The 20,648-nt window shown below is 53.9% G+C and carries 21 protein-coding genes; 8 read left to right on the forward strand and 13 right to left on the reverse strand.

The annotated features are described in order from the left end of the window. Window positions 1-40 precede the first annotated feature (40 nt). Window positions 41-292 (reverse strand): NadS family protein, encoded by a 252-nt coding sequence (nadS, locus tag FKN99_RS16980; protein WP_253927077.1) that lies wholly within the window; start codon window positions 290-292, stop codon window positions 41-43. Next, window positions 289-498 carry a type II toxin-antitoxin system RelE/ParE family toxin gene (locus tag FKN99_RS16985; protein WP_319941300.1) on the reverse strand — a complete coding sequence of 70 codons (210 nt, stop codon included), beginning with the start codon at window positions 496-498 and terminating at the stop codon, window positions 289-291. Before FKN99_RS16985 ends, nadS (FKN99_RS16980) begins: the two co-directional genes overlap by 4 nt. Before the next feature lie 411 nt (window positions 499-909). On the opposite strand from FKN99_RS16985, the gene FKN99_RS16990 reads away from it, so the two are divergent. Then, a complete protein-coding gene (locus tag FKN99_RS16990; protein WP_172118973.1) occupies window positions 910-1,119 on the forward strand; it encodes a hypothetical protein in 210 nt (69 codons plus the stop codon). Between the two features lie 44 nt (window positions 1,120-1,163). Here the strand turns inward: FKN99_RS16990 and nadS (FKN99_RS16995) are convergent, their stop codons facing one another. From nadS (FKN99_RS16995) to FKN99_RS17005, 3 genes are all read right to left on the reverse strand, one after another. After that, on the reverse strand, window positions 1,164-1,448 hold the full coding sequence (nadS, locus tag FKN99_RS16995; protein ID WP_172118974.1) for a NadS family protein: 285 nt from the start codon (window positions 1,446-1,448) through the stop codon (window positions 1,164-1,166). Then, window positions 1,445-1,783, reverse strand: coding sequence for a type II toxin-antitoxin system RelE/ParE family toxin (locus tag FKN99_RS17000; RefSeq protein WP_172118975.1), 339 nt, complete (start codon window positions 1,781-1,783; stop codon window positions 1,445-1,447). Before FKN99_RS17000 ends, nadS (FKN99_RS16995) begins: the two co-directional genes overlap by 4 nt. Before the next feature lie 425 nt (window positions 1,784-2,208). Then, window positions 2,209-3,132, reverse strand: a complete 924-nt coding sequence (locus FKN99_RS17005; RefSeq protein ID WP_172118976.1) for a LysR family transcriptional regulator — start codon at window positions 3,130-3,132, stop codon at window positions 2,209-2,211. A 124-nt stretch (window positions 3,133-3,256) separates the two neighbouring features. Between FKN99_RS17005 and FKN99_RS17010 the strand changes: the two genes are divergently transcribed. The 4 genes from FKN99_RS17010 to FKN99_RS17025 all read left to right on the forward strand — a co-directional run bounded on the left by FKN99_RS17010 (window position 3,257) and on the right by FKN99_RS17025 (window position 8,405). Further along, window positions 3,257-4,270 carry a glutathione S-transferase family protein gene (locus FKN99_RS17010; RefSeq protein WP_172118977.1) on the forward strand — a complete coding sequence of 338 codons (1,014 nt, stop codon included), beginning with the start codon at window positions 3,257-3,259 and terminating at the stop codon, window positions 4,268-4,270. Beyond that, window positions 4,267-5,073, forward strand: coding sequence for an aldo/keto reductase (locus tag FKN99_RS17015; protein ID WP_172118978.1), 807 nt, complete (start codon window positions 4,267-4,269; stop codon window positions 5,071-5,073). Before FKN99_RS17010 ends, FKN99_RS17015 begins: the two co-directional genes overlap by 4 nt. Before the next feature lie 39 nt (window positions 5,074-5,112). Next, on the forward strand, window positions 5,113-5,907 hold the full coding sequence (locus tag FKN99_RS17020) for an SDR family NAD(P)-dependent oxidoreductase (protein ID WP_172118979.1): 795 nt from the start codon (window positions 5,113-5,115) through the stop codon (window positions 5,905-5,907). 359 nt (window positions 5,908-6,266) lie between these two features. Further along, on the forward strand, window positions 6,267-8,405 hold the full coding sequence (locus tag FKN99_RS17025; protein ID WP_172118980.1) for a TonB-dependent siderophore receptor: 2,139 nt from the start codon (window positions 6,267-6,269) through the stop codon (window positions 8,403-8,405). A 67-nt stretch (window positions 8,406-8,472) separates the two neighbouring features. Here the strand turns inward: FKN99_RS17025 and FKN99_RS17030 are convergent, their stop codons facing one another. The 5 genes from FKN99_RS17030 to FKN99_RS17050 form a co-directional block, all read right to left on the reverse strand. Continuing rightward, window positions 8,473-8,808, reverse strand: coding sequence for an AzlD domain-containing protein (locus tag FKN99_RS17030; RefSeq protein WP_087109813.1), 336 nt, complete (start codon window positions 8,806-8,808; stop codon window positions 8,473-8,475). Continuing rightward, on the reverse strand, window positions 8,805-9,515 hold the full coding sequence (locus tag FKN99_RS17035; RefSeq protein ID WP_172118981.1) for an AzlC family ABC transporter permease: 711 nt from the start codon (window positions 9,513-9,515) through the stop codon (window positions 8,805-8,807). Before FKN99_RS17035 ends, FKN99_RS17030 begins: the two co-directional genes overlap by 4 nt. After that, entirely contained in the window at window positions 9,512-10,042 is a 531-nt protein-coding gene (locus tag FKN99_RS17040; RefSeq protein ID WP_172118982.1) for a helix-turn-helix domain-containing protein, read from the reverse strand. The genes FKN99_RS17035 and FKN99_RS17040 overlap by 4 nt, the downstream gene beginning before the upstream one ends. Window positions 10,043-10,280: 238 nt before the next feature. Continuing rightward, entirely contained in the window at window positions 10,281-11,507 is a 1,227-nt protein-coding gene (sstT, locus tag FKN99_RS17045; protein ID WP_172118983.1) for a serine/threonine transporter SstT, read from the reverse strand. 340 nt (window positions 11,508-11,847) lie between these two features. Then, complete coding sequence (locus tag FKN99_RS17050) at window positions 11,848-12,162, reverse strand: hypothetical protein (RefSeq protein ID WP_172118984.1); 315 nt, start codon at window positions 12,160-12,162, stop codon at window positions 11,848-11,850. Between the two features lie 868 nt (window positions 12,163-13,030). Between FKN99_RS17050 and FKN99_RS17055 the strand changes: the two genes are divergently transcribed. Together FKN99_RS17055 and FKN99_RS17060 are read left to right on the forward strand one after the other, a co-directional pair. Then, complete coding sequence (locus tag FKN99_RS17055; RefSeq protein ID WP_172118991.1) at window positions 13,031-14,683, forward strand: SLC13 family permease; 1,653 nt, start codon at window positions 13,031-13,033, stop codon at window positions 14,681-14,683. A gap of 857 nt (window positions 14,684-15,540) precedes the next feature. Continuing rightward, window positions 15,541-17,163 carry an FUSC family protein gene (locus FKN99_RS17060; protein ID WP_172118985.1) on the forward strand — a complete coding sequence of 541 codons (1,623 nt, stop codon included), beginning with the start codon at window positions 15,541-15,543 and terminating at the stop codon, window positions 17,161-17,163. Window positions 17,164-17,195: 32 nt separating this feature from the next. Here the strand turns inward: FKN99_RS17060 and modC are convergent, their stop codons facing one another. The 3 genes from modC to modA are packed head-to-tail and all read right to left on the reverse strand — an operon-like array spanning window position 17,196 to window position 19,781. Beyond that, window positions 17,196-18,308, reverse strand: coding sequence for a molybdenum ABC transporter ATP-binding protein (gene modC / locus FKN99_RS17065; protein ID WP_172118986.1), 1,113 nt, complete (start codon window positions 18,306-18,308; stop codon window positions 17,196-17,198). Continuing rightward, the gene (gene modB / locus FKN99_RS17070) at window positions 18,301-18,999 is read right to left on the reverse strand and encodes a molybdate ABC transporter permease subunit (protein WP_172118987.1); all 699 of its coding nucleotides are present in this window, start codon (window positions 18,997-18,999) and stop codon (window positions 18,301-18,303) included. Before modB ends, modC begins: the two co-directional genes overlap by 8 nt. After that, entirely contained in the window at window positions 18,996-19,781 is a 786-nt protein-coding gene (modA, locus tag FKN99_RS17075) for a molybdate ABC transporter substrate-binding protein (protein ID WP_172118988.1), read from the reverse strand. The genes modB and modA overlap by 4 nt, the downstream gene beginning before the upstream one ends. A 226-nt stretch (window positions 19,782-20,007) precedes the next feature. On the opposite strand from modA, the gene FKN99_RS17080 reads away from it, so the two are divergent. Next, a complete protein-coding gene (locus FKN99_RS17080; RefSeq protein ID WP_172118989.1) occupies window positions 20,008-20,418 on the forward strand; it encodes a DUF1090 domain-containing protein in 411 nt (136 codons plus the stop codon). Window positions 20,419-20,648 lie beyond the last annotated feature (230 nt).

Consider the following 20,648-nt stretch of genomic DNA (forward strand, 5'->3'; position numbering starts at 1 on the left):
ATTGCTTTAGTGCGAAGCCAGCTCATTGAAAAAGGCTGGATTATCCTGAATGGTGCGCCAGTACTTTGGTCGCCAGACCAGCAGGGTTACGGCGCTTGGTTTCCCAGCTTTTGATAGTATCCACACTGGTTCCCATAGCCTCGGCAAACTCCGCCTGAGAGACATGAAGCTTGGCCCGGATGGCCTTCACATCGACCACTTCATGGTGTGTGATACGGCTGGCTTGCGCTTTAGCTTGTTTAATCTCAACGGCTTCCTGCAGTGATGATTGTAGTTCGTCAAAAATACTCATTTGGAAACCTCCTCCTTCAGTTGGTGGGTCAGTGCTTTCAATGTGGCCTTTTCAGCGGGCGTTAAACTGTCTTTCACGCTCTTGGGGTAGGCCTGTATCAGATAGATTCTCTCTGCCGTTGCCAAAAAGTAAACACCCCGAGCGCCGCCGCTCTTGCCTTGGTGGCCCAACGACATGCGGGTTTTCGCGGATTTTTGTATCAGCACCTTGCTTGCTTTTGAGCGGTTCGGAATAGAGTTTGTTCTGTGTAGAGGTTGCGGCGGCTGTGTTTTATGTAAAAGTTAGATAACTAAATGATTTTTTTAGATAAAAATTAAATTTTGTTTTTCTATAATGTCGTGTTTTTGTATTCCTCAGTCTGAAGGTATAGAGTAACTATCGTCATTGTCCAGCTATTGGAGGCGTTACATGACCACCCAAACACTTGAGTCACGCATTCGTGACAAAATTCGCAAAAGTCGGCGAATGGTATTTCTACGTGATGATTTCGCTGCGCTGGGTGGTTATGACTAAGTTGGCCGTGTGCTTTTCGGCAATTAGAAGCGCAGGGAAGATTAGTACGTATTGGTAAGGGGCTATATGCTAAAGCGCGCCCAAACCGTATCACGGGTAAACCAATGATTGCGGCGCCCGGTGGCTTTGATCAAGCCGCCAAAGAGGCGTTAAATCGCTTGGGAGTGCAGTGGGAGCCAGCCAGTGCCGAAAAGGCTTATCAGGCGGGCCGCACACAAATTCCGGTGCGGGTAGTGGTCAGAGTCAAAGGCCCGTTTCATCGTCAGATTGCCTACGGCAAACATTATTTGAGTATCGAGCGATATTCTTCATGAATATTAAATAGGTATTGACGCTGCATTCGTCCTGTATAAAAGCCCTAATGCGAAGCAAGTTCGTTGAAAAAAGCGGGATTATCCTGAATCGTCGCCAGTACCTTAGCCGCTAGTCCTGTAGGGTTACGTCGTTTGGTTTCCCAGCTTTTGATGGTGTCTACACTGGTTCCCATAGCTTCAGCAAATTCCGCTTGAGAGATATGCAGCTTGGCGCGGATGGCCTTCACGTCGGCCACCTCGTGGCGTGTAACGCGATTGGCCTGCGCTTTGCCTTGTTTAATCTCAACGGCTTCCTGCAGTGAAGATTGCAGCTCGTCAAAGATGCTCATTTGGAAACCTCCCCCTTCAGTTGGTGAGTCAGTGTTTTCAGTGCGGCCTTTTCAGCGGGCGTTAAGCTGTCCTTCACGCTCTTGGGGTAGGCCAGTATCAGGTAGATTCTCTTTGCTGTTGCCAAAAAGTAGATAACCCTGGCACCGCCGCTCTTGCCTTGGCTGCCTAACGCCATGCGTATTTTGCGCAGCCCTCCCGTGCCCTGAATCAGGTCACCTTTGTCGGGTTGAGCAATCAGGGTGCGCTGTAGCTCCTTCAATTCATCGTCTGTGGCAATGGCCTGGATCTGGCGTGTGAACGTCGGGGTTTCGATAAATTCAATCGCATGACTCACATTAGGGTACTTCCTTTAGCCAATGCGTTATTTTAGTGTACATAGTACATTTTTGGTTATCAATTATCCGACCCTATATTTTGCTGTGGCTGGCAGTGATTTGGTTGCCAACTGGTCGCCGCTTGGTTGTCATTTGGCTGCTAACAAGATGAAAACCATGTGAGTAATGTAATCATGGAAAATCCTAACTCATTGAAAGCCTTTGTTTCCGCATTGCAGGCGCGATCCCAAAGTTTGTTTGGTTGCACTCATAATCCCTTGGTCGTAGGTTCAAGTTCTACTGGTCCCACCATTTTTCAAACTCCTGGATAGCATCCGATCTCCTTTCTCGAACAGAGGGAGGGTCTGAGCGGATACGCATCACCGTGCCATTGTGAACGCTCGGGCCCGGTATCAGGCCCTGCGACGCAAACCTGACACTTTTTCTAAACGGTATTTAGCGCCGTACGGACGAACTCTCGGAAGACACGTACTCGCGCTGGTGCGTGCTGACCACTCAGGCTGATTGCATAGAGCTGGCCTCCCGATAAGCTCCAGTCCGCCAGCACCGGCGCCAGAGCGCCGGAGGCAACGTGTGCGGCGGCCACCAAGTCGGGAACAGGGCCGATCCCGGCACCTGCTATCGCCAAGCGCAATACGCTGGCATAGTCACTGGTACGAATGCTCGGACGGATCACCACCTCCTGTGTGCGGCCTCGGTGATCGGTCAGCACCAGTTGTGCGGCCCCTGTGAATTCACGTGAGATGACAAAATGTTGCTCGGCAAGCGCGGCGGGGGTATCCCCAGACCATCCGTTCGCCTCGAGATAGTCCGGGGCGGCATAAAGCCCCACGCGTAATGGGGCCACCGATGAGGCGCGATAAACCATGTCGGGTAGGTTTCCGTCTCGCGCTCTCAGGGCCAGATCGATGCGGTTGGCGGCGAGGTCCAGCGGCGTGTCTGTCACCAGAAGCTCAATGGTAATCTGTGGATGAAGTGCCCGGAATTTCGCCACGATGGGTGGCATCAGCTCTATTCCGATATCCACCGGGGCTGTCACACGCAGATGCCCCTGGGGCACGTCTTGAGATTGACGTGCGCCTTCTGCGGCATCGTCCAGCCACGCCAGGGCTTCTCTCGCCTTGATATAAAAGGCGGTACCTTCCTCGGTTGGAGAGACCGCCCGAGGGGTGCGTGCCAACAAGGCCGCACCCAGCCGATGTTCCAGCCGTGATAGTCGACGACTGATACTTCCCTTGGTCTCGCCCAGCTGTCTCGCCGCGGCCGAGACCGTTCCAAACTCCGCTACCGCGCAGAACGCGCGAATGTCTTCTAGCGCCCCACCGATAGTTTCCAATTCATCAACCATGGGTTCCCCTTCTGGTGTCTTACGTCTATATGGAAACTACTTCACACTATTCACATGGCCTAGTCAAAGTGCTTGGGTGATTGTCGATGCGGCCCAGCCGCCATCTAGTTTTTGGGAGAGCGTTATGCCAGGTCTTATCAACGGCCAATGGGTGAAGGGCGAGATTGCCGGCAGCGAGATCAAAGGAGGCGCCTTTGAGCGGGAACCTACTCGGTTTCGGCGTTGGCTCATGCCGCACAGCGAAGCAGAGGGGAAGGACAGCACTGCGCTGCCCGCCGAGCCGGGGCGCTATCAACTCTTCGTTGCTTATTGTTGCCCATGGGCTTCACGCACATTGATCTTGCGCAAGCTCAAGGGGTTAGAAGACCTGATTCCGCTCTCTATCGCCGATGCGGCGCTGGGAGAAGAGGGCTGGAGTTATGCTATCCCTCAGGATGCCGGACCGCACTTGGGCGAGGTTCAACGCCACCATCAGCTCTACACAGCGAGTGACTCCCACTATACCGGCAAGGTGTCGGTGCCGGTGCTATGGGATCGCGCTCAGGGGCAGATCGTCAACAACGAGTCGGCGGATATCATCCGGATCTTTAATAGCGCCTTTGATGAGATCACGGGCAATGACCTCGACTTCTACCCCGAACCGCTGCGCACCAAGATTGATGCCTGGAACGAGTTTATCTACCCGAGGCTCAACAATGGCGTCTATCGCGCCGGTTTCGCTAAGGATCAGGCAGCCTATGACGCCGCTGTTAGTGAGGTGTTTCAAGCGCTTGATCGCGTTGAAGCGCACTTGGCCTCACATCGCTATCTAGCAGGCGTCTTTCTGACTGAGGCCGACTGGCGACTCTTCGTCACGCTGGTGCGTTTTGATGCGGCCTACCATGGTGCCTTCAAGTGCAACATTCGCCGCATCGAAGACTACCCGCACTTGGCGAACTATCTGCGCGAACTCTATCAATGGCCGGGGGTGAGCGAGACGGTCAACCTCGAGCATATCAAGATCGGTTACTACACTAATACTGCCCTCAACCCGGCGCTTGTCGTGCCACTGGGCCCTGAACTGGACCTTGAGCGAGCGCATGATCGAGATAATCTGCCCGGAAAAGGGATATATAAACGCACAGGAGCGGCTGGATGAATAGCTTACTTCCCCCGATTGGCTTTGGTCTTGATGAGTTGGACGATCAACAGGTTGCCCAGCTGATCCCCGCTGCCTGGCAGGCAGGTTTTCGTGCTTTCGATACGGCCCAGCTTTACGGCAACGAGGCCGCGCTCGGCCGCACCCTTCGCGACATCGGCATGGATCGCGATGCGGTGTTCGTCACCACCAAGGTGATGAATAGCCATTTCTCTGAAGCGCGTTTTCTGCCTTCGGTTCAGGAAAGCCTCGAAAGGCTTAAGCTGGATACGGTCGATTTGCTGTTGGTACATTGGCCCGGTCACGGTATGCCGATTGAGCGCCAGATTGAGCTATTGAATGAAGCCCGCGCACGTGGTTGGACGCGCCATATCGGCGTCAGCAACTATAATGCCACCCAGCTTGCCCGCGCGGTCGAGATAAGCGAGGCACCGATTGCCACAAACCAGGTCGAGATCCACCCCTATCTTGATCAGTCTACGCTTCGCCAGCAGGCGCATGAGCTTGGCGTGCCGCTGACCGGGTTCTTCGTGATGGCGATGGGGGCGGTGCCGCGTGATCCGGTGCTGACCCGGATCGGCGCGGCGCATGGCAAAAACGCGGCACAAGTGGTGCTGAGGTGGGCGCATCAAAAGGGCGACGTGCCTTTAACCCGTACCACCAAGCCCACGCGCATCGCGGAGAATATCGCCATCTTCGATTTTGCCCTGTCATCCGACGAGATGGCCGTGATCGATGGCTTGGCGCGTAGGGGCGGCCGCATCCTCAGTCCGGGCAATCTTGCCCCTACGTGGGATCAGTAACATCTTGCCTCATACAAAGACGAAATAAGGAGACAATTCATGCAGATCGACTTGAAAGGAAAGCGCGCCATTGTCACCGGATCGACCGCCGGGATCGGCTTTGCCATTGCCGAGGGGCTGGCGCGTGCCGGCGCCGAGGTGGTGGTTACGGGGCGTAAGCAGAATACCGTGGATAGCGCCGTCGAGAGCATCGGCAGGGCTGTGCCCGGGGCGCGCCTATCGGGCGTTGCCGCCGATCTTGCCACTGCCGAGGGTGCGCAGGCATTGATGGCCGCCATACCCGATGCGGATATCCTGATTAACAATCTGGGCATCTACGGCGGCTGCTCCTTTTTCGACATTGATGACGCCGCTTGGGAGGAAAGCTTTCAGGTGAATGTCATGAGCGGCGTGCGCTTGGCGCGGCACTATGCCAGAGGAATGCAAGAACGTGGCTGGGGTCGCATCCAGTTCATTTCCAGCGAGTCGGCACTCAATATCCCTACAGAAATGGTGCACTACGGTGTCAGCAAAGCAGCTATGCAAGGCGTCTCCCGCGGGCTGGCCAAGGTGCTGGCCGGAAGCGGTGTGACCGTCAATACCATCCTGCCCGGCCCGACTCGCACGGAAGGGGCCATGACGATGCTTACAAAGCTCGCTGAAGAGCGTGGCGTCTCGGTCGATGAGGCGGAGACCCTGTTCCTTGACGAGAACCGCCCCTCGACGTTGCTCAAGCGCTTCGCGACGCCGGAGGAGGTGGCTAACCTCTGCGTCTACACCGCCTCGCCTCAGGCCAGCGCGACGACCGGAGCGGCGCTACGCGTCGAGGGCGGTATCGTCGAGAGCATTGCCTGATTAGCTGATCGGCACCAAATAGCAAGCGGGCGATCTGCCGGCTTGCTATTCGCATTACTTCCTTGTTGTTGCTAGGCGATAGAGATTTCGGTCACCAGAGATTTAAAGAGCGCTACAGCAGTGTCAGTAAGTTAAATGCTTGCACTGGCTTATGGCGGCACAGGTCGTCTGCTAGATCAAAAGCCATGTTCCAGATGGCTAATCTAACCTCATTTCAGCGCTTTTGGCTAAGGGAACTTGACATCGTGCGGTTATTGTAGTTGTGAGTGATAATCCGTATCATTCGTTTTCCCGGCATGCCTACTATAAAAACACGTGCTCCTCTCCCCCGTTCTGCCTGTCAGTGAGGTCTGTTTAACATGCGTCGTTCGCCTTTTTCCGTTACACCGTTGTCTGCCGCTATTCGCCGTGCGTTGGTTGTGTCGTTAGGGGGTACGCTGTGTGTTGTGCCTTTTGCTGTATTGGCGCAGGAAGAGGCCGTAAACATGGGGACCACCGTAGTGACGGCGACCGCGCTGAAGGTGGATACCCCGGATGTAGAGACGCCTCGCGCTATTTCAACCGTGAGTGCAGAGGAGCTTGAGGACCGCGGCGTCAATAAATATGACGAAACCTTCCAGTACCGCTCCGGTGTTGTGTCTCAGCCTTACGGTAATGACAACAATGCCGACTGGTTTTTTCTGCGTGGGTTTAGTGCGGAAGGCGCTACTTACCAGGATGGTTTACGGCTCTTCCGTACGGGAGGCTATTTCTGGTGGATGAGTGAGCCCTTTGGCTTTGAACGTGTTGATCTTTTGAAAGGGCCTGCGTCAATTCTCTATGGCGAGGCGCCCCCTGGCGGCATGATCAACGGGATTAGTAAACGGCCCACCCGTGAACCGCAAGGAACGCTACAGGTTGAAGCCGGTAACCATGATCATCGCCAGGTAGGGGTGGATGTGTCTGGCCCGGTGGGGCAGCGCGATGACGTGCGCTATCGCCTAGTGGGCCTCTATCGCGATGGCGAGGGCGAGCTCAACGGGAGTGAAAAAGAGCGCTATTACTTTGCGCCTAGCCTGGCGGTCGATGTTAGCGATGATACCACCGTCACCTTCCTTGCTAGCGTCCAGAAAGACCAGGGCGTGCCTACCAATGGGTTCTTTCCGTCACTGGGTACCCTCGAAGACTCTCCGTTTGGGAAAATTGATCCGGCGACCAATTTTGGTCAACCGGATTATGATCGGTTAGATCAGCGCCAGGTTGCGATTGGCTATGAGCTGGAACACCAGATAAACGATACCTGGGAGTTTCAGCAGAATGCCCGCTATACCCATTTGGATTTGGAACTGCGCAACGTTTACCCCAATTCGTATATAACGCCGCCACGTAGTATTTCCCGTGGGATTATTGACCGGGATGGCCAGTACGATGCGTTTAATATTGATAACCGACTCATCGCGCGTACTTATACCGAGAACACAGAGAATACGTTATTGGTTGGCGCGGGCTATCAAGAACTGAATTTAAACTACACCAACCGCGACAGTTTCCGCACCCTGGGGGATGGCTCTAGCTTCTTTACAAATATCGATACGGTGGATCTCTATAACCCCGATTACTCGGCGTTTACGGCGCCGGATACCGGTGATCCCACTGAGCATAATGTCGATCGCCGCCAAGTGGGGCTCTATGTTCAAAATCAACTGCGCATAGCAGACCAATGGATTCTGCTTGCCGGGGCGCGCTACGATAATGTCGATAGCAGCGACGATTTTAGCGATACCACGGGCAGCTCCAGCGAAGGGTACGATGACGAACACCTCTCTGTTACGGCCGGTGCGATGTACCTGGGCGATAACGGAGTTTCCCCCTATGTGAGCTATAGCGAGTCGTTCACGCCGGTGGCGGGTATTGGTCCAGATGGCGCTAGTTATGAGCCATTAGAGGGCCGCCAGTTTGAGGCTGGGGTTAAAATTGCCCCACTGGACGTAGATGGTTATCTCACTATTGCTGCCTTTGATGTTGAAGAAAATAACACCCTGATCTCGACCAGTGCGCCTGTTCAGGAGCAGGTAGGTAAGCGCCGCTCGCAGGGGGTAGAGATCGAAGGCGTGGGCTATTTAACAGATGAGCTAAAGCTGATTGCGGCCTATACCTATACCGATGCTCGATATGATGCGAATGATGCACTGCGGGATGAGCGTGTTCCCTTGGTGCCCAGGCACATGGCGTCGGCGTGGTTGGATTATGATATGAGCCGCACGTTGGCTGGGCTTTCGGTAGGGGCGGGTGTGCGTTATATGGGGGAAACGGTACCCAGCGCGAATAGCGCTATTGAGCAAAATGTCCCTTCTACAACGCTCTATGATGCCATGGCGAGCTACCGCATTAACGACAGCTGGACTGCCCAGGTCAACGTCAACAACCTTACCGATGAAGAGTACGTCAGTGGCTGTGACTTTTACTGCTATTACGGAGCCTCACGCAGCGTGGTGGGTAGCCTGAAATATAGCTGGTAGGTTGCTGCTGGTGAGTGGTTAACGTCAGTTGCTGATTCATTCAGCAACTGACGTGTTGGCACATGTGTTAAAGCACGGAAGCGCCTACTTGTACTAGCCCAAACATGCCGACGCCTGCTGCCACCGGCCAACCCAGTGAACGCACGCGCAGCCATACCAGTAGGGTAACCAGCAGGCCAATGGCGGTTGCGGTCCAGGAAATCGTACTTGGGTTAACCGGTACAATAGAAACGCCCAGCACCGCTGCAATCATTAGCGGCCCTAAAATACCCAGCCACTGAGGCATGTTGTTGATGCCGCTATCACTGCCTAAGCGGCGCTGCATCCACAGAAAAGGGACGACGCGTATGAGTAGCGTACCTAATGCCGAGGCGATAACGGCTAACCAAAGCCCTGTACTCATAACGCACCTTTACTGGATTCAAGCTTAACCATATAGAAGCAGAGCGCGCCGCAGGCGGCCGCAAGCGGAATGGCGACGTTGGCCCAGCCATATAGCGTAAACAAGAGTGCAGATAATATGGCCCCGCTGAGTGCGAGCGACCAGCGTTTGTCGGTAAACCGCGGTGCTACCATGGTTAAAAACAGCGCGGGCAGGGCGAAAGGCATAATCTCACCCAGCAGTGGCCAGCGAGCGGTGAACGCCTCTCCTGCCGTCGCCCCTACGATAGTCCCTATGATCCAGGCGCCCCAAGCGAGGAGCGATGCTCCCAAAAACCAGCCGAAGCGCTCCGGTTTATCCAAGTGAGGAAGCCGCGTTAAGGCTAAAGCAAACACCTGGTCAGTAAGGCCGTGCATCAGCCAGGGCCAGTGACGGCTCTGAGGCAATAATGCGGCTAGATTAGGGCCATAAACCACATGGCGTACGTTGATCAATAGCGTCATGGCGACAACCAGCCAAAGCGGCGAACCCGCCGCGATCATACCAACAAAGAGAAACTGCGAGGCTCCGGCGTAGATCAGCAGTGAAATAGCGGCGGCCTCCCATGTGGTGAAGCCCGCTTGTGTCGCCACCAGGCCGAATGAGAGCGAGACCGGTATATAGCCGCCCAGCAATGGGATGGCTTCTCGTGCGCCTTTTAGCGCTGAGTGAGTTAATGCATGGCTCATGGTGTATCACCTTTTTCACCATAGGTGATGGTCAGGATCATGGTGGCTTCTGCCGCTTGGGTGCGATAAATGTGTGGTTTATCGGCAGGGAAGGTCAAGGTTTCACCGGGGGTAAGCTGCGTGGTGTTACTTTCCGGTCCAGCTTCCAGCCAGCCGCTAATAAGGGTAAGGGATTCCTGCGTGCCCGGTGTATGCGCTTCAGCCCGGCGCCGCGTGTTGGGTGCGCAGCGCATCCAGTAGGCGTCCACGTGGGGGGCGTCCTTGCCTTGGTCAATGAGGCGTACCTGCACGCCGTCTTCGCCCAGCGGAACGGTAATCGGCGCGACTAGGGTGCCAAAGGGAGTGTTGAGCTGAACGGCCAGCCGCCAAATGGTGTCCAGCGTTGGGTTGCCGTTGCCTTGCTCAAGTCGACATAAATTGGATTTAGCCATACCGGCGGCGTTCGCTAACTGAGAAAGCGAAAGGCCTTGTTGCTGGCGCAGCGACTGCAAATGCTGGCCCAGCGTATTAAGTGAAAGCTTATCCATACAGGGTGTCTCGTTGTTCCTTATAGAGAACGTTCTATATAAGGAACGCTTGTTTGTCAACCTGAGCGCTACAAAAGCGCTTCGTCACTTCTGAGCGATGGGGGGATGCTAACCGTAAGAAGCAAAATACCAAAACGGCCCGTTTTGAAGTCATGATCCAAAACGAGCCGTTGGTATTTATTGGCCTTCTCTTAACAGCGGGAATGTAGCTGTTAAGAGAAGGCTGAACGCTTGAAGCTTAGGCGCTGGTCTTTGCCTCTTTAGCTCGGCAAGCAGCCGCAGTAAACAGTACATCGGTTGAGGAGTTAAGCGCCGTCTCTGTGGAATCCTGCACCACGCTGATCACAAAGCCAATCGCAACCGCCTGCATGGCCACTTCGGTAGGAATGCCAAACAGGTTGGCGGCCATCGGGATCAGCATTAGCGAGCCGCCCGCCACGCCTGAAACGCCGCAAGCCGCCAGGGCGGATACGATGCACAGTAGTAGGGCGGTCGGGAAGTCGACGTTAATACCTAAGGTATGTGTCGTGGCCAGGGTAATGACAGTGATAGTGATGGCCGCGCCACACATGTTGATGGTGGCACCCAGCGGGATAGAGATAGGGTAGGTATCAGGGTCCAGCTTCAGGCGACGGCAGAGCTCAAGGTTAATCGGGATGTTGGCAGCAGAACTACGCGTGAAGAAGGCGGTGATCGCGCTGCCACGCAGGCAGGCAAAGACCAGCGGGTAAGGGTTTTGACGGGTGGCGATGTACACCAGCAGCGGATTGCTTACCAGCGCGACAAACAGCATGCAGCCCACAATAACGGTTAGTAGCTGGGCATAATTAAGCAGCGCCTCGATGCCTGACTCGGCCAGCGTGCCTGCCACCAGGCCAAAGATACCCAGTGGGGCAATGCGAATAACCAGCGCCACAATCCGTGAAACGGCGTCAGAAAGATCGCTAAGAGCAAGGCGCGTGGTTTCGCTGGCTTGGCGCAGCATTAAACCCAAGCCGACGGCCCAGGCAAGAATGGCAATAAAATTACCTTCCATCAGCGCAGTAACAGGGTTAGCGACCGCATTCAGCAGCAGGTTTTGCAGTATCTGAAAAATATCTCCGGGCGGGTTACCACTTACCTGTTCTGCGTTAAGCGACAGCTCCGTAGGAAACAAAAAGCTCGCGGCTACCGCAATCAGTGCCGCAATCAGCGTACCGACAATATACAGCACTAGCACCGAACGAATATGTGTAGGCTGCCCCTGCCTATGCGCGGAAATGGCGGCTGCCACCAGAACAAAAACTAAAATAGGCGCAACGGCTTGAAGAGCGGAAATGAATAGCTGCCCCAGTAGCGCTACATCACCGGCAATTGCGGGTGCAAAGATTGCGAGCAGCGTACCTGCCACGATGCCAATTAAAATCTGCGGAATAAGGCCCAGCTGTAAAAGCGGGCGGAATAAGCCAGTGGTGGTTGCAATCATCGCGCGTCACTCTGGTAGTCGAATAGGGATGGGCATACGTAGACGCCTCCGGAAAGGGGCAGCATTCTACCACTTGGCGCTATCCTGCGGGATTTTCGTGAGCAAGTTTCTTTGGGAGGGTTTTAAGTAGAGCAGTCACTACGCTTGGCAGTGCTGGTATTGCTTTGTATGTCAGCCCAGTAAGTGCAAAAAGCTGGGAGAAAGGTGCGCTGAGAGACGATGTACTAATGAACGGGGATACGCAGCGGAGAAGACTGACCGATTAAACGAATACTACCCTTGCCGCCGAATAAAAGAGGCAAGGGTAGGGCTGAAAAGCAGTACCTTGATAAGTAAATAATTAGGCAGCGACTATTGCCTGACGAGGTGTCTTGCTAGAAACCGCAGTTGGCGTCATCTCGGCAACGGCACTGGCTTTCATGCTGGCTAGCATGGCATAGCCTTTGTCAGTTAGCTCAATCACGTCGGGGGAGGAGCCCCATTTTAAAAGCATTTCGTCTAGCTGATGCTCCGCTGTTTCAAACTGGCTACAGTGGCAGAGCAGCTTGGCGATGGTGTAATCACATTCCGGGGTGTCGAACATTTCATCCTTGATTTCTTGAATCGCAAGTTGAAGACCAGCTTGGGAAATCTCTGCTAGATGGATATGTTGCATGCCACTACTCCTTGTGAATGCTGAGTTTATTTGTACGTAAATTGTACTCTTCAAGACTAATATAGGTTTCCTTCAGAAGCAAACCCCTTAAAGGTGTTATTTGCCTCTTCTCGCTCTTACGCTTTCGCCCAATAAAAATCCCGCTCCGATGAGTAGAGGGGGCTCGCTGCTTCCCTTACCGCTATTACAAAGGTAGCGTAGCGATCAATGTGACTACGCAGCCTGATAAAAAAGCCAGTAAAGCACGTTTTATCATTTCTTCTTCTTGGCTTTTTGATTCCTATATAGCTATTATATAAGATGTTTTTTAAGGTAGTTACGGCTGTCTGGTTTTGCTCCATTGAAAAGATGTTGACGTTTCATCCTGGCTCCCATCGCGTTGCGATTAGTCACCCCTGATCCCCACTAATCCAAAGCCCGTACCCTTGGGCCATTTCACAACGTTTTTTAAAGAATCGTTTCTGAAAGACCGCTTCAGGTTTCAGCATAGACCACGATAGGTAAAAAGCGACTTAATAAAAGCTATACAAAACGTTAATTTTTTTGCCATCAATATGTCACCAAGGAAAAGCCTGTGTTGATGGGTGACGCTTGAAAACCAGAGGGTTTTTCCAGATTCGCGACTGGCAGCACGCAGCGATAGACATTTTTGGCAATAACCAGGGTGCCTGCTGGCTCAGGTTATACGACTAACGTTGTTAGACTTTGGTTGTAATTGTGGGCGTTTTACTGGACTAATGTCCTATTGCAGTTAATAAAGGGCGCCACGAAATCGTTGAGCCCTTCTCAGCCTGGGTAAGTTGCTCACTATCAATCTACTTTTTGTTCACCTGACAGCGGTGTTTTTATAATGCGCAGAGTTGCCATGATGACCGTGTGGGACCAGCTATGGTATTCCCACGATCAAGCCAAGAAACTGCTGATGTGTGCGTTACCCTCAACGCATGCTCCCAGCACCTCACGTCCTTCCGCCGCATCCGGTGGTGGAGAGTCTCAGGGCAGTGGGCCATCTCCACGCCCACCTGCTTACAATAAGCCCCAAACAGTAGGGCTTGTACTTGGGCCGCTGCTGTTTGCTTTGGTTGCGCTGTTTTTTCATCCTGCTGATTTAAGTTTTGAAGGCCGCATGGTCTTGGCAACTACGTTGTGGGTCGCTGTTTGGTGGATTACTGAGGCTATCCCTATCCCGGCAACGTCGTTACTACCCATTATATTGCTGCCTATTACGGGCGCATTGGATGGAAGTACAGTCACGGCTGCTTACGGAAATCCTATTATTTTTCTTTTCCTGGGCGGGTTTATGATCGCACTGGCGATGGAAAAGTGGGACCTGCACAAGCGTATCGCACTGACGATTATTTCCGTGTTGGGCACCAGTATTAACAGCATCGTGTTTGGCTTTATGGCGGCCACTGGGTTTCTTTCCATGTGGGTGTCGAATACCGCCGCGGTCATGATGATGCTGCCGATCGGCACCGCGATCGTCTACCAGGTGAGCCAGGAGCTGGGTAAAAACGGGGGCGAGGTTGATAGCAAGGAAATTGACAAGTTCAGTAAAGCACTAATTTTCGGTGTCGGTTACGGCGGCACTATTGGTGGGTTAGGCACGTTGATTGGTACACCGCCGAACATCATTTTAGCGGCGGTCGTGAATCAACTTTTTGGTGTGGAAATCTCCTTTGCCAATTGGTTAATGTTTGCTTTCCCGGTGGTTCTCGTGCTGCTGGTATTGGGTTGGCTGATGCTTACCTACCTGATTTATCCGATTAGTTTTCGTAACCTTCCTGGCGGAAAGGAACTCATCCAGAAAGAAAAGGAAGCGCTAGGCAAGATCTCATTTGAAGAGAAAGCCGTTCTGGGGGTGTTCATTTTTGCAGCGTTTTTCTGGATTACTCGCTCTTTCTTGTGGCAAGGCCAGATTATTAATATTCCCGGCATCAGTGATGCCATGATAGCGATTAGTGCTGCGATATTACTGTTCCTGCTTCCCTCTAAAAACAAAGGCGGCTGTCTGCTCAACTGGGATATCGCGCGGGACGTGCCGTGGGGTATTTTACTGCTATTTGGAGGCGGTTTGGCCATTGCGGCAGGGTTCGGCTCCTCAGGTCTGGCGGGCTGGATTGGCAACCAGATGAGCGTGCTTCAGGGAATGAATTTCATTCTGGTCATTCTTCTGGCGACCGGTATAGTACTGTTTCTTACGGAAATTACCTCCAATACAGCAACGGCAACCATGATTTTGCCGGTACTGGCATCGCTGGCGCTGGCGCTAAATATTCACCCGTTTGCTTTGATGGTACCTGCTGCTATGGCGGCCAACTGTGCCTTTATGTTGCCGGTAGGGACGCCGCCCAACGCGATTATCTTCGCAACTGGCAAAATCAAGATCACCGAAATGGTACGTAACGGTTTCGGCCTGAATATTATCTCCATGCTCCTGATTACGGCGTCTGTATACTTCCTTTTACCGATGCTATGGGGGGTTGATTTGACGGTCTATCCCGAAGCTTTCCGTCACTAAAGCGCTCTTTTAATCGTTTTTGGTCAAAGCCCTTATCCATCGGTAAGGGCTTTTTTTATGTACATCGTTTTTATGCACATGGTTTTTACGCACATCGTTCGTACTGTTTCTTGATGCCACAAATTTCCCTTTCAAAAGTGGTTAAAAGATTCAGAAAGGGTAGCCCGCGTAAATTGAACTTTTACGCTTAAGTTAAGCGACTTTTCATACACACTCTGGGCGATCAGAGGAGAAAGTGATGACGCTATTGTTGTTGAAGGTTATTGTTGGAAAAGACAACTTGATACTTTAGCAAAAGAGCGCGACGGTTATTGGGTTGACACTAAACCTGTCAGGATGAAGAATCGATTCATAAATGATAAGTGCATGTTGGGAATGTAAGGGAAAGAGGCCGCCTGAACTATTACGTCCCATAACGATGTATCTCAGGCGTCTCGGCTTCATAAAAGTGGCTGGAGTGAATAAGAGATGTTTGTTGGCCGCTTCTACCCGATTGCTTACCACCGAGCCCTGTCAATAATGGTGATTAGACCTTACGATTTCGCAACCTGTGCTCTTGGCCGTTTCAGGCTGAGTATTTTGACGTCTGACCCTGGCCGGGTTCGGCTTCGCTTGGCTGTGCGCACAATGCTAACGATGGGGCTTGTCTGTCTGGCGCTTCTCCTTCTTCATCGCTGGTTTCCCATGCCTGCACCAGCCTATGCCGTTGCGATGCTCACTGCGCTTCAAGGAGCGGTGGGATAAAGGATGCAACGGCTGGCAAACGCGCTGTTTCCCGCGTTTTTGCCGCACTCTGCGGCTTCGCCGTCATTGCGGCGATTTCGCTAGTTGAACACTCGATTCTTCACATTAGTGCCGTGCTGCTTGGGGTCATTTTTTGGGCAGTATTTATACGCCAGTTTGGCGCTCGCTGGCAGGGCGTCGGCGCGTTCACCTTTATGTGTGGTGTCATCGCTGCCTTTTTGAAGGCGCCTGATACGGACCTAATGGATATTGCTATTTCATTAGCGTTATCAGGCTTTATCGCGCATTTCGTCCGCAATTTTGTGCTGCCGGAACGGCCCGTTCAGGATTTTGAGCGGGCGATACGTGCTTCCCTGCTTTCTGCAGACCGATTGCAGGCCGGGGTCGCACGTTCGCTGCAGGCTGGAATGGCGATCGACTTGCGTGAAACGACCCAGCTTGCGCGCCGGGCGCAGGAGGCGGCTTTTTTATGCGAAAGCTATCTACCCGCAATGTCAGAAGCAATGGATGTCAAATTAGCCGACCTACTGGCGATGCGCCTGTTTGACCTGAGACTTGCTATCGAAAGGGTGCTCGATGACGCGCTAAAAGTTGATCATAAGACATCCGGCCCCGAGCTTGCCGTGCTTGAAAAGCAGCTCGCTGAGCTGCGGGATGTTGAAGTAAAAGTGCGTGCCGATGTCGCTTCTATCGGTACTTCCTCTTCGGCTTCATCTCCCAAGCGCCCGCCTTCGGTGCCTGCCGCGGCCTCGTCGCCGCGCGGAAGCCTTCTCGCCAATCCATTCTTCAGGCAAGCTGTTCAGGTAACACTGGCATCCGGCATTGCCATGATTGTGGGTCTCGCGTTGTCTCCAGAAAGGTGGTTCTGGGCGGTGATGACGGCCTTTCTGATTTTCTCCAATACTCAGTCGCGGGGTGCTGTCGCCGTTCGTGGGCTTAACCGGGCGCTGGGTACTGCTGTGGGCATTTGCGTGGGTATTGGGCTTGCTACCCTGGTGCATGGCAATCTCTACTGGACCATACCGCTGGTGGCGATCTCGATCTTTGCAGCGTTTTATCTGATGATGCTCTCTTACGCGATGATGACGTTTCTAATCACCATCGCTCTTTCGCTCATCTACGGCATTCTGGGAGAGTTTACGCCGGGGTTGCTTGTCCTGCGGCTGGAAGAAACGTTGGTGGGTGCCTTCGCGGGAATCATCGTCTCGCTTGCCGTCTTACCGCAGAGTACTCGCGAGCAGGCCCGTCAGGCATTTGATCGCTTTCTATCAGCGTTTGAAAAGCTACTGGGGGATATTATCGCCGAAGAGGGCGACGCGAAGCGTCATTCACGCCTGATAGCATCCGTCACCGCGCTTGATACAGCACGGGCGAGCTTCGTTGATGCTGCAAGCCCTATGCAAAGCTTCATCTCGTTCGGGGCGACGCACCGGTGGGCTTATCAGAACTTGAAGTACGCCTCGACCCTGGCGTACGCCGCGCATCTGCTGGAGCGTCGGTTTAGCCAGGCTTCGCCAAATGAGCAAGAGCAGCAAGCAATCGCCGGTATTCGCGCTCGGCTTGCCCACCCGGCCGAGAATCACCTTGAGGCGCCTGCTTTAGAGAGTCCTGTTCAAAATAACCTGTCGGCGTCAGCGGATAACGACTTAGCGGCCAACGATTCGGTGGATAACACCGCTGCTTACGCGATTACGTTGATACATCAGACGCTGGATCAACGCGAAAGTGAGCGATAGAAGGGGCAACGTGTCCGTTCAGCCAGACACACTTAACATGCCGTAAACGACACGCTGCGAATGAGTGCCGTGACCTGCATGCCTTTTGTTAACCCCATCTCATCCCATGATTTACGCGTTAACCGGGCGCGTAAGAAAAATCGACCGATGCCTAAACGTAGCTCCACCGTATAAGGTGCTTCGGGAAGGGTGATGAAATCAGTGATAGTGGCGCTGAGCTGGTTGCGGTAACTGGTGTTGGCGGGTGGGGTAAGCGCCAGGGCAATATCGCGGGCCAAAATGCGTACTCGCAAGCGGCTGCCAATCGGCGCTGAGGTGCCAGGCAGTACCAACTGATGTTCGTCATCAAGCGCTAAATGAGTCAGGCCATACGCGGTTTCATGAGCGACGACCTCGCCTTGCAGTAGCGAGGCCGCATCAAATCCCCCCAGTTCATGGGTTAGATCAAAGCGCTGGAGCAGGGCGCCCAGTGTGTCGCTGGCGCGAACCTGTCCGGCTTTCATTACCACCAAATGATCGGCAATCGCCGTGATCTCTTCGGCATCATGGCTAACGTAGATAACCGGAATATCCACCTGTTGGGTGAGCCGAGTGATGTAGCGCAGCAGCTCCTCTTTGCGCGCGCCATCAAGCCCGGTTAGCGGTTCATCCATAAGAAGTAGTTGGGGGTCACTGAGTAGTGCTCGGCCAATGGCCACACGGCGGGCTTCACCCCCTGAAAGTGTGCCGGGCATGCGCTCCAGCAAGGCCTCAATACCCAGTAGCTCCACTATTTCGGCAAAGCGCTGTAACGCCGGGCGACGCATGCCATAGGTTAAATTACCGCGCACGCGGTAGTGCGGAAACAGGCGTGCTTCTTGAAACACAACACCAATACGCCGACGGTGCGGCGGTACGAAGATACCTTGCCGGGTATCCAGCAAGGTCTGCTCGCCGAGTGTTATGGCACCTTGCTGTGGCCGTTCAAGCCCGGCTATCAGCCTCAGCAGGCTGGTTTTGCCGCTACCGGAGGGGCCAAAAAAACCGCTGACACCGGTTGCGGGCAGGTTGAGCGCAGCAGACAGGTGAAAAGCCCCTAGCTGTTGTTCAACTTGTAGCGCGAGCCGCGGGTCGCTGGGCTGATAAGACGTCGTCACGTTAGCCATCGCGTTCCTGTAGGCGTTGTCGGGTGCGCCGGGCTAGCCATTCCGAGGCAATTAACGATACCAGCGCAATGGCAATGGCGATTAGGCACAGCCGCGCGGCGGCGGCCTCCTGGCCGGGTGATTGAATCAGGGTGTAAAGCGCCAGCGGCAGGGTGCGGGTTTCGCCGGGGATGTTGGAAGCAAAGGTAATCGTTGCGCCAAACTCGGAAAGCGCCCGGGCAAAGGCGAGCACCGTGCCGGTTAGCAGGCCGGGCACGGCCAGCGGCAGCGTAATCGTGGTAAACACCCGCCATCGGCTAGCGCCCAATGTGCTGGCGGCGGCTTCAAGCTTCGGGTCAACCGCTTCAAGGGAGAGCCGTAATGCGCGTACCAACAGTGGAAACGCCATTACGCCGCTGGCGACTGCAGCGCCTTGCCAGGTAAACGGCAGCGACACGCCTAGCGTGTTATACAGCCATTGGCCAATAACGCCTTGTCTACCCAGCGTCACCAGCAATAAATAGCCAACCACCACGGGCGGTAACACCAGCGGCAGGTGAATCAAGCCGTCCACCACCGCTTTACCGCGAAACTCAACGCGCGCCAGCCACCAGGCGACGGCAATCCCCGGCGGTAAAATCCAGGCGATGGCAGCCAGTCCAATTAACAAGCTTAGGCGGATGACCTCCCACTCAGCAGGTGAAAGGCTCACCGGGCATCCATGCCTGTATCAAATCCGTACTGTGCAAAGATGCTCAGTGCTTCTTCGCTCTCAAGCCATTGGCGTAAAGCAACCGCTGCATCGTTCTGCTCGGCGTCGATCAAGGCAATTGGGTAGGTGATAGGCGCATGCGTTTCAGGCGGGAAAAGCCCCAACACTCTTACTTGTTGGCTGGCTAATGCGTCGGTTTGGTACACAACACCCGCTGGCGTTTCCTGGCGTTCCACCAGTGTAAGAGCCGCCCGCACGTCGTTGCCACGCGCAAGCCTTGGGAGTAGCTCCTCCCACTCTCCTAGCGCTTCAAGCGCCTGTTGGGTGTAGATACCTGCCGGCACATGGTCCGGGTCGCCGACCGAGAGCCGATCCCGCTCACCCAGCAGTGTGGCGATGCGGGCGTCTTCGCCTGGTGTGAAGTGCTCGGGAGCGTCAGGGCTTGCTGAAACCAGCGCCAAGCGGTTGTACAGTAAATCACTGCGCTTTTGAACATTAATGCCTTGGGCTTCCAGCCAGTCCATCCACTCAACGTTTGCTGAAATATAAAGCGCCGCCGGGCTGCCGTTGGCAATTTGGCGGGCAAGGGTGGATGAAGATGCATAGATCGGCGTTACAGATACATCATGCTGTGCTTCATAGGTCGCGATAGCTTCGTTAAGTGCATCGGTAAGCGAAGCTGCCGCCGCCACTTGAATATTTGCCGCTGCATAACTTGCGGTAGGCATCACCATCATGAGCAGGGGGGCTATCAAGGGGCGATAAATGGCGAGATTGATCATACGGTTACAGTCCTTGTGCGCATCTTCTTGAGGGTTAATGTAACGCTTTTATCATGATCTAATCCAGGAGGCGGTAGCCAACATTGACCATACGCACGGGTGGTGAGTCCTTGGTCATTGCGTCAGCAACGTTTAAACAGAGTGACGACCGCGAACTGCCAGGCACTTTGTGTATCTAACCCTCGATGAGTCAGTATTTATCAAATGAGCTGTTATAGGGAAAAACATGAAAAAAAGTATGATTCAGGCAGGTGTTGTTGCCTTATTGACGGGTATGTTGTTACCACCGGTCGCCGCTGCCGCCGATGATTTATGTGAAAGCAAGGCAGCCGATGTTCGTGAGCAGTTAGCGCATGCCCAAGCTCAGGGTAATCAGCATCGAGAGGAAGGCTTGCAGCGCGCATTAGATGCGATTGACGATAACTGCACGAATGAAAGTGTACTAAATGATGCAACGGATGAAGTAAAAGAGAGCCTTGCAGAGGTTCAAGAGCGCCAGGCGGAATTTGAAGAAGCGCTCAATGAAGGCGATGACGATGACATTGAAAAAAGGCGCGTTAAGCTGGAAGAGGCAACGCTTGAGCTAGAACGCCATACTGAAGAATTGAATGCGTTACAGCAGCAAATCAGCGAGTAAATCATTGGGCGCTATGCTCTGCATAGCGCTCATCAGTAGCAGGGTAAGTAACGTGCAGGCCATTAAAGTGCTTGGCGTCGGCGCTGTTGATAAAGCCACCAGGTGTCGATGCCAAAGGAGTAGGCAAGTGAGAGTAGTGCGCTAAACGCCAATAGGCTCGCAACGAGCGTGGGCGTCAGCGGGGTGAGCGCCAATAGCAGGGCGGATACTTGCCAAACGCACACCACTTT

It is taken from the genome of Halomonas hibernica, from assembly GCF_013183775.1.
Taxonomy (GTDB): Bacteria; Pseudomonadota; Gammaproteobacteria; order Pseudomonadales; family Halomonadaceae; genus Vreelandella; species Vreelandella citrativorans.

Bases quoted from the DNA above. Each gene is read 5' to 3' on its own strand.
- FKN99_RS17010 (WP_172118977.1), top strand. From the start codon at position 3,257: ATGCCAGGTCTTATCAACGGCCAATGGGTGAAGGGCGAGATTGCCGGC.
- FKN99_RS17015 (WP_172118978.1), top strand. From the start codon at position 4,267: ATGAATAGCTTACTTCCCCCGATTGGCTTTGGTCTTGATGAGTTGGAC.
- FKN99_RS17055 (WP_172118991.1), top strand. From the start codon at position 13,031: ATGACCGTGTGGGACCAGCTATGGTATTCCCACGATCAAGCCAAGAAA.
- nadS (WP_172118974.1), bottom strand. From the start codon at position 1,448: ATGAGCATCTTTGACGAGCTGCAATCTTCACTGCAGGAAGCCGTTGAG.
- modA (WP_172118988.1), bottom strand. From the start codon at position 19,781: ATGATCAATCTCGCCATTTATCGCCCCTTGATAGCCCCCCTGCTCATG.
- sstT (WP_172118983.1), bottom strand. From the start codon at position 11,507: ATGATTGCAACCACCACTGGCTTATTCCGCCCGCTTTTACAGCTGGGC.
- FKN99_RS17040 (WP_172118982.1), bottom strand. From the start codon at position 10,042: ATGGATAAGCTTTCACTTAATACGCTGGGCCAGCATTTGCAGTCGCTG.
- modC (WP_172118986.1), bottom strand. From the start codon at position 18,308: ATGGCTAACGTGACGACGTCTTATCAGCCCAGCGACCCGCGGCTCGCG.
- FKN99_RS17030 (WP_087109813.1), bottom strand. From the start codon at position 8,808: ATGAGTACAGGGCTTTGGTTAGCCGTTATCGCCTCGGCATTAGGTACG.
- FKN99_RS17020 (WP_172118979.1), top strand. From the start codon at position 5,113: ATGCAGATCGACTTGAAAGGAAAGCGCGCCATTGTCACCGGATCGACC.
- FKN99_RS17005 (WP_172118976.1), bottom strand. From the start codon at position 3,132: ATGGTTGATGAATTGGAAACTATCGGTGGGGCGCTAGAAGACATTCGC.
- FKN99_RS17035 (WP_172118981.1), bottom strand. From the start codon at position 9,515: ATGAGCCATGCATTAACTCACTCAGCGCTAAAAGGCGCACGAGAAGCC.
- FKN99_RS17025 (WP_172118980.1), top strand. From the start codon at position 6,267: ATGCGTCGTTCGCCTTTTTCCGTTACACCGTTGTCTGCCGCTATTCGC.
- nadS (WP_253927077.1), bottom strand. From the start codon at position 292: ATGAGTATTTTTGACGAACTACAATCATCACTGCAGGAAGCCGTTGAG.
- FKN99_RS16990 (WP_172118973.1), top strand. From the start codon at position 910: ATGATTGCGGCGCCCGGTGGCTTTGATCAAGCCGCCAAAGAGGCGTTA.
- FKN99_RS17050 (WP_172118984.1), bottom strand. From the start codon at position 12,162: ATGCAACATATCCATCTAGCAGAGATTTCCCAAGCTGGTCTTCAACTT.
- FKN99_RS17080 (WP_172118989.1), top strand. From the start codon at position 20,008: ATGAAAAAAAGTATGATTCAGGCAGGTGTTGTTGCCTTATTGACGGGT.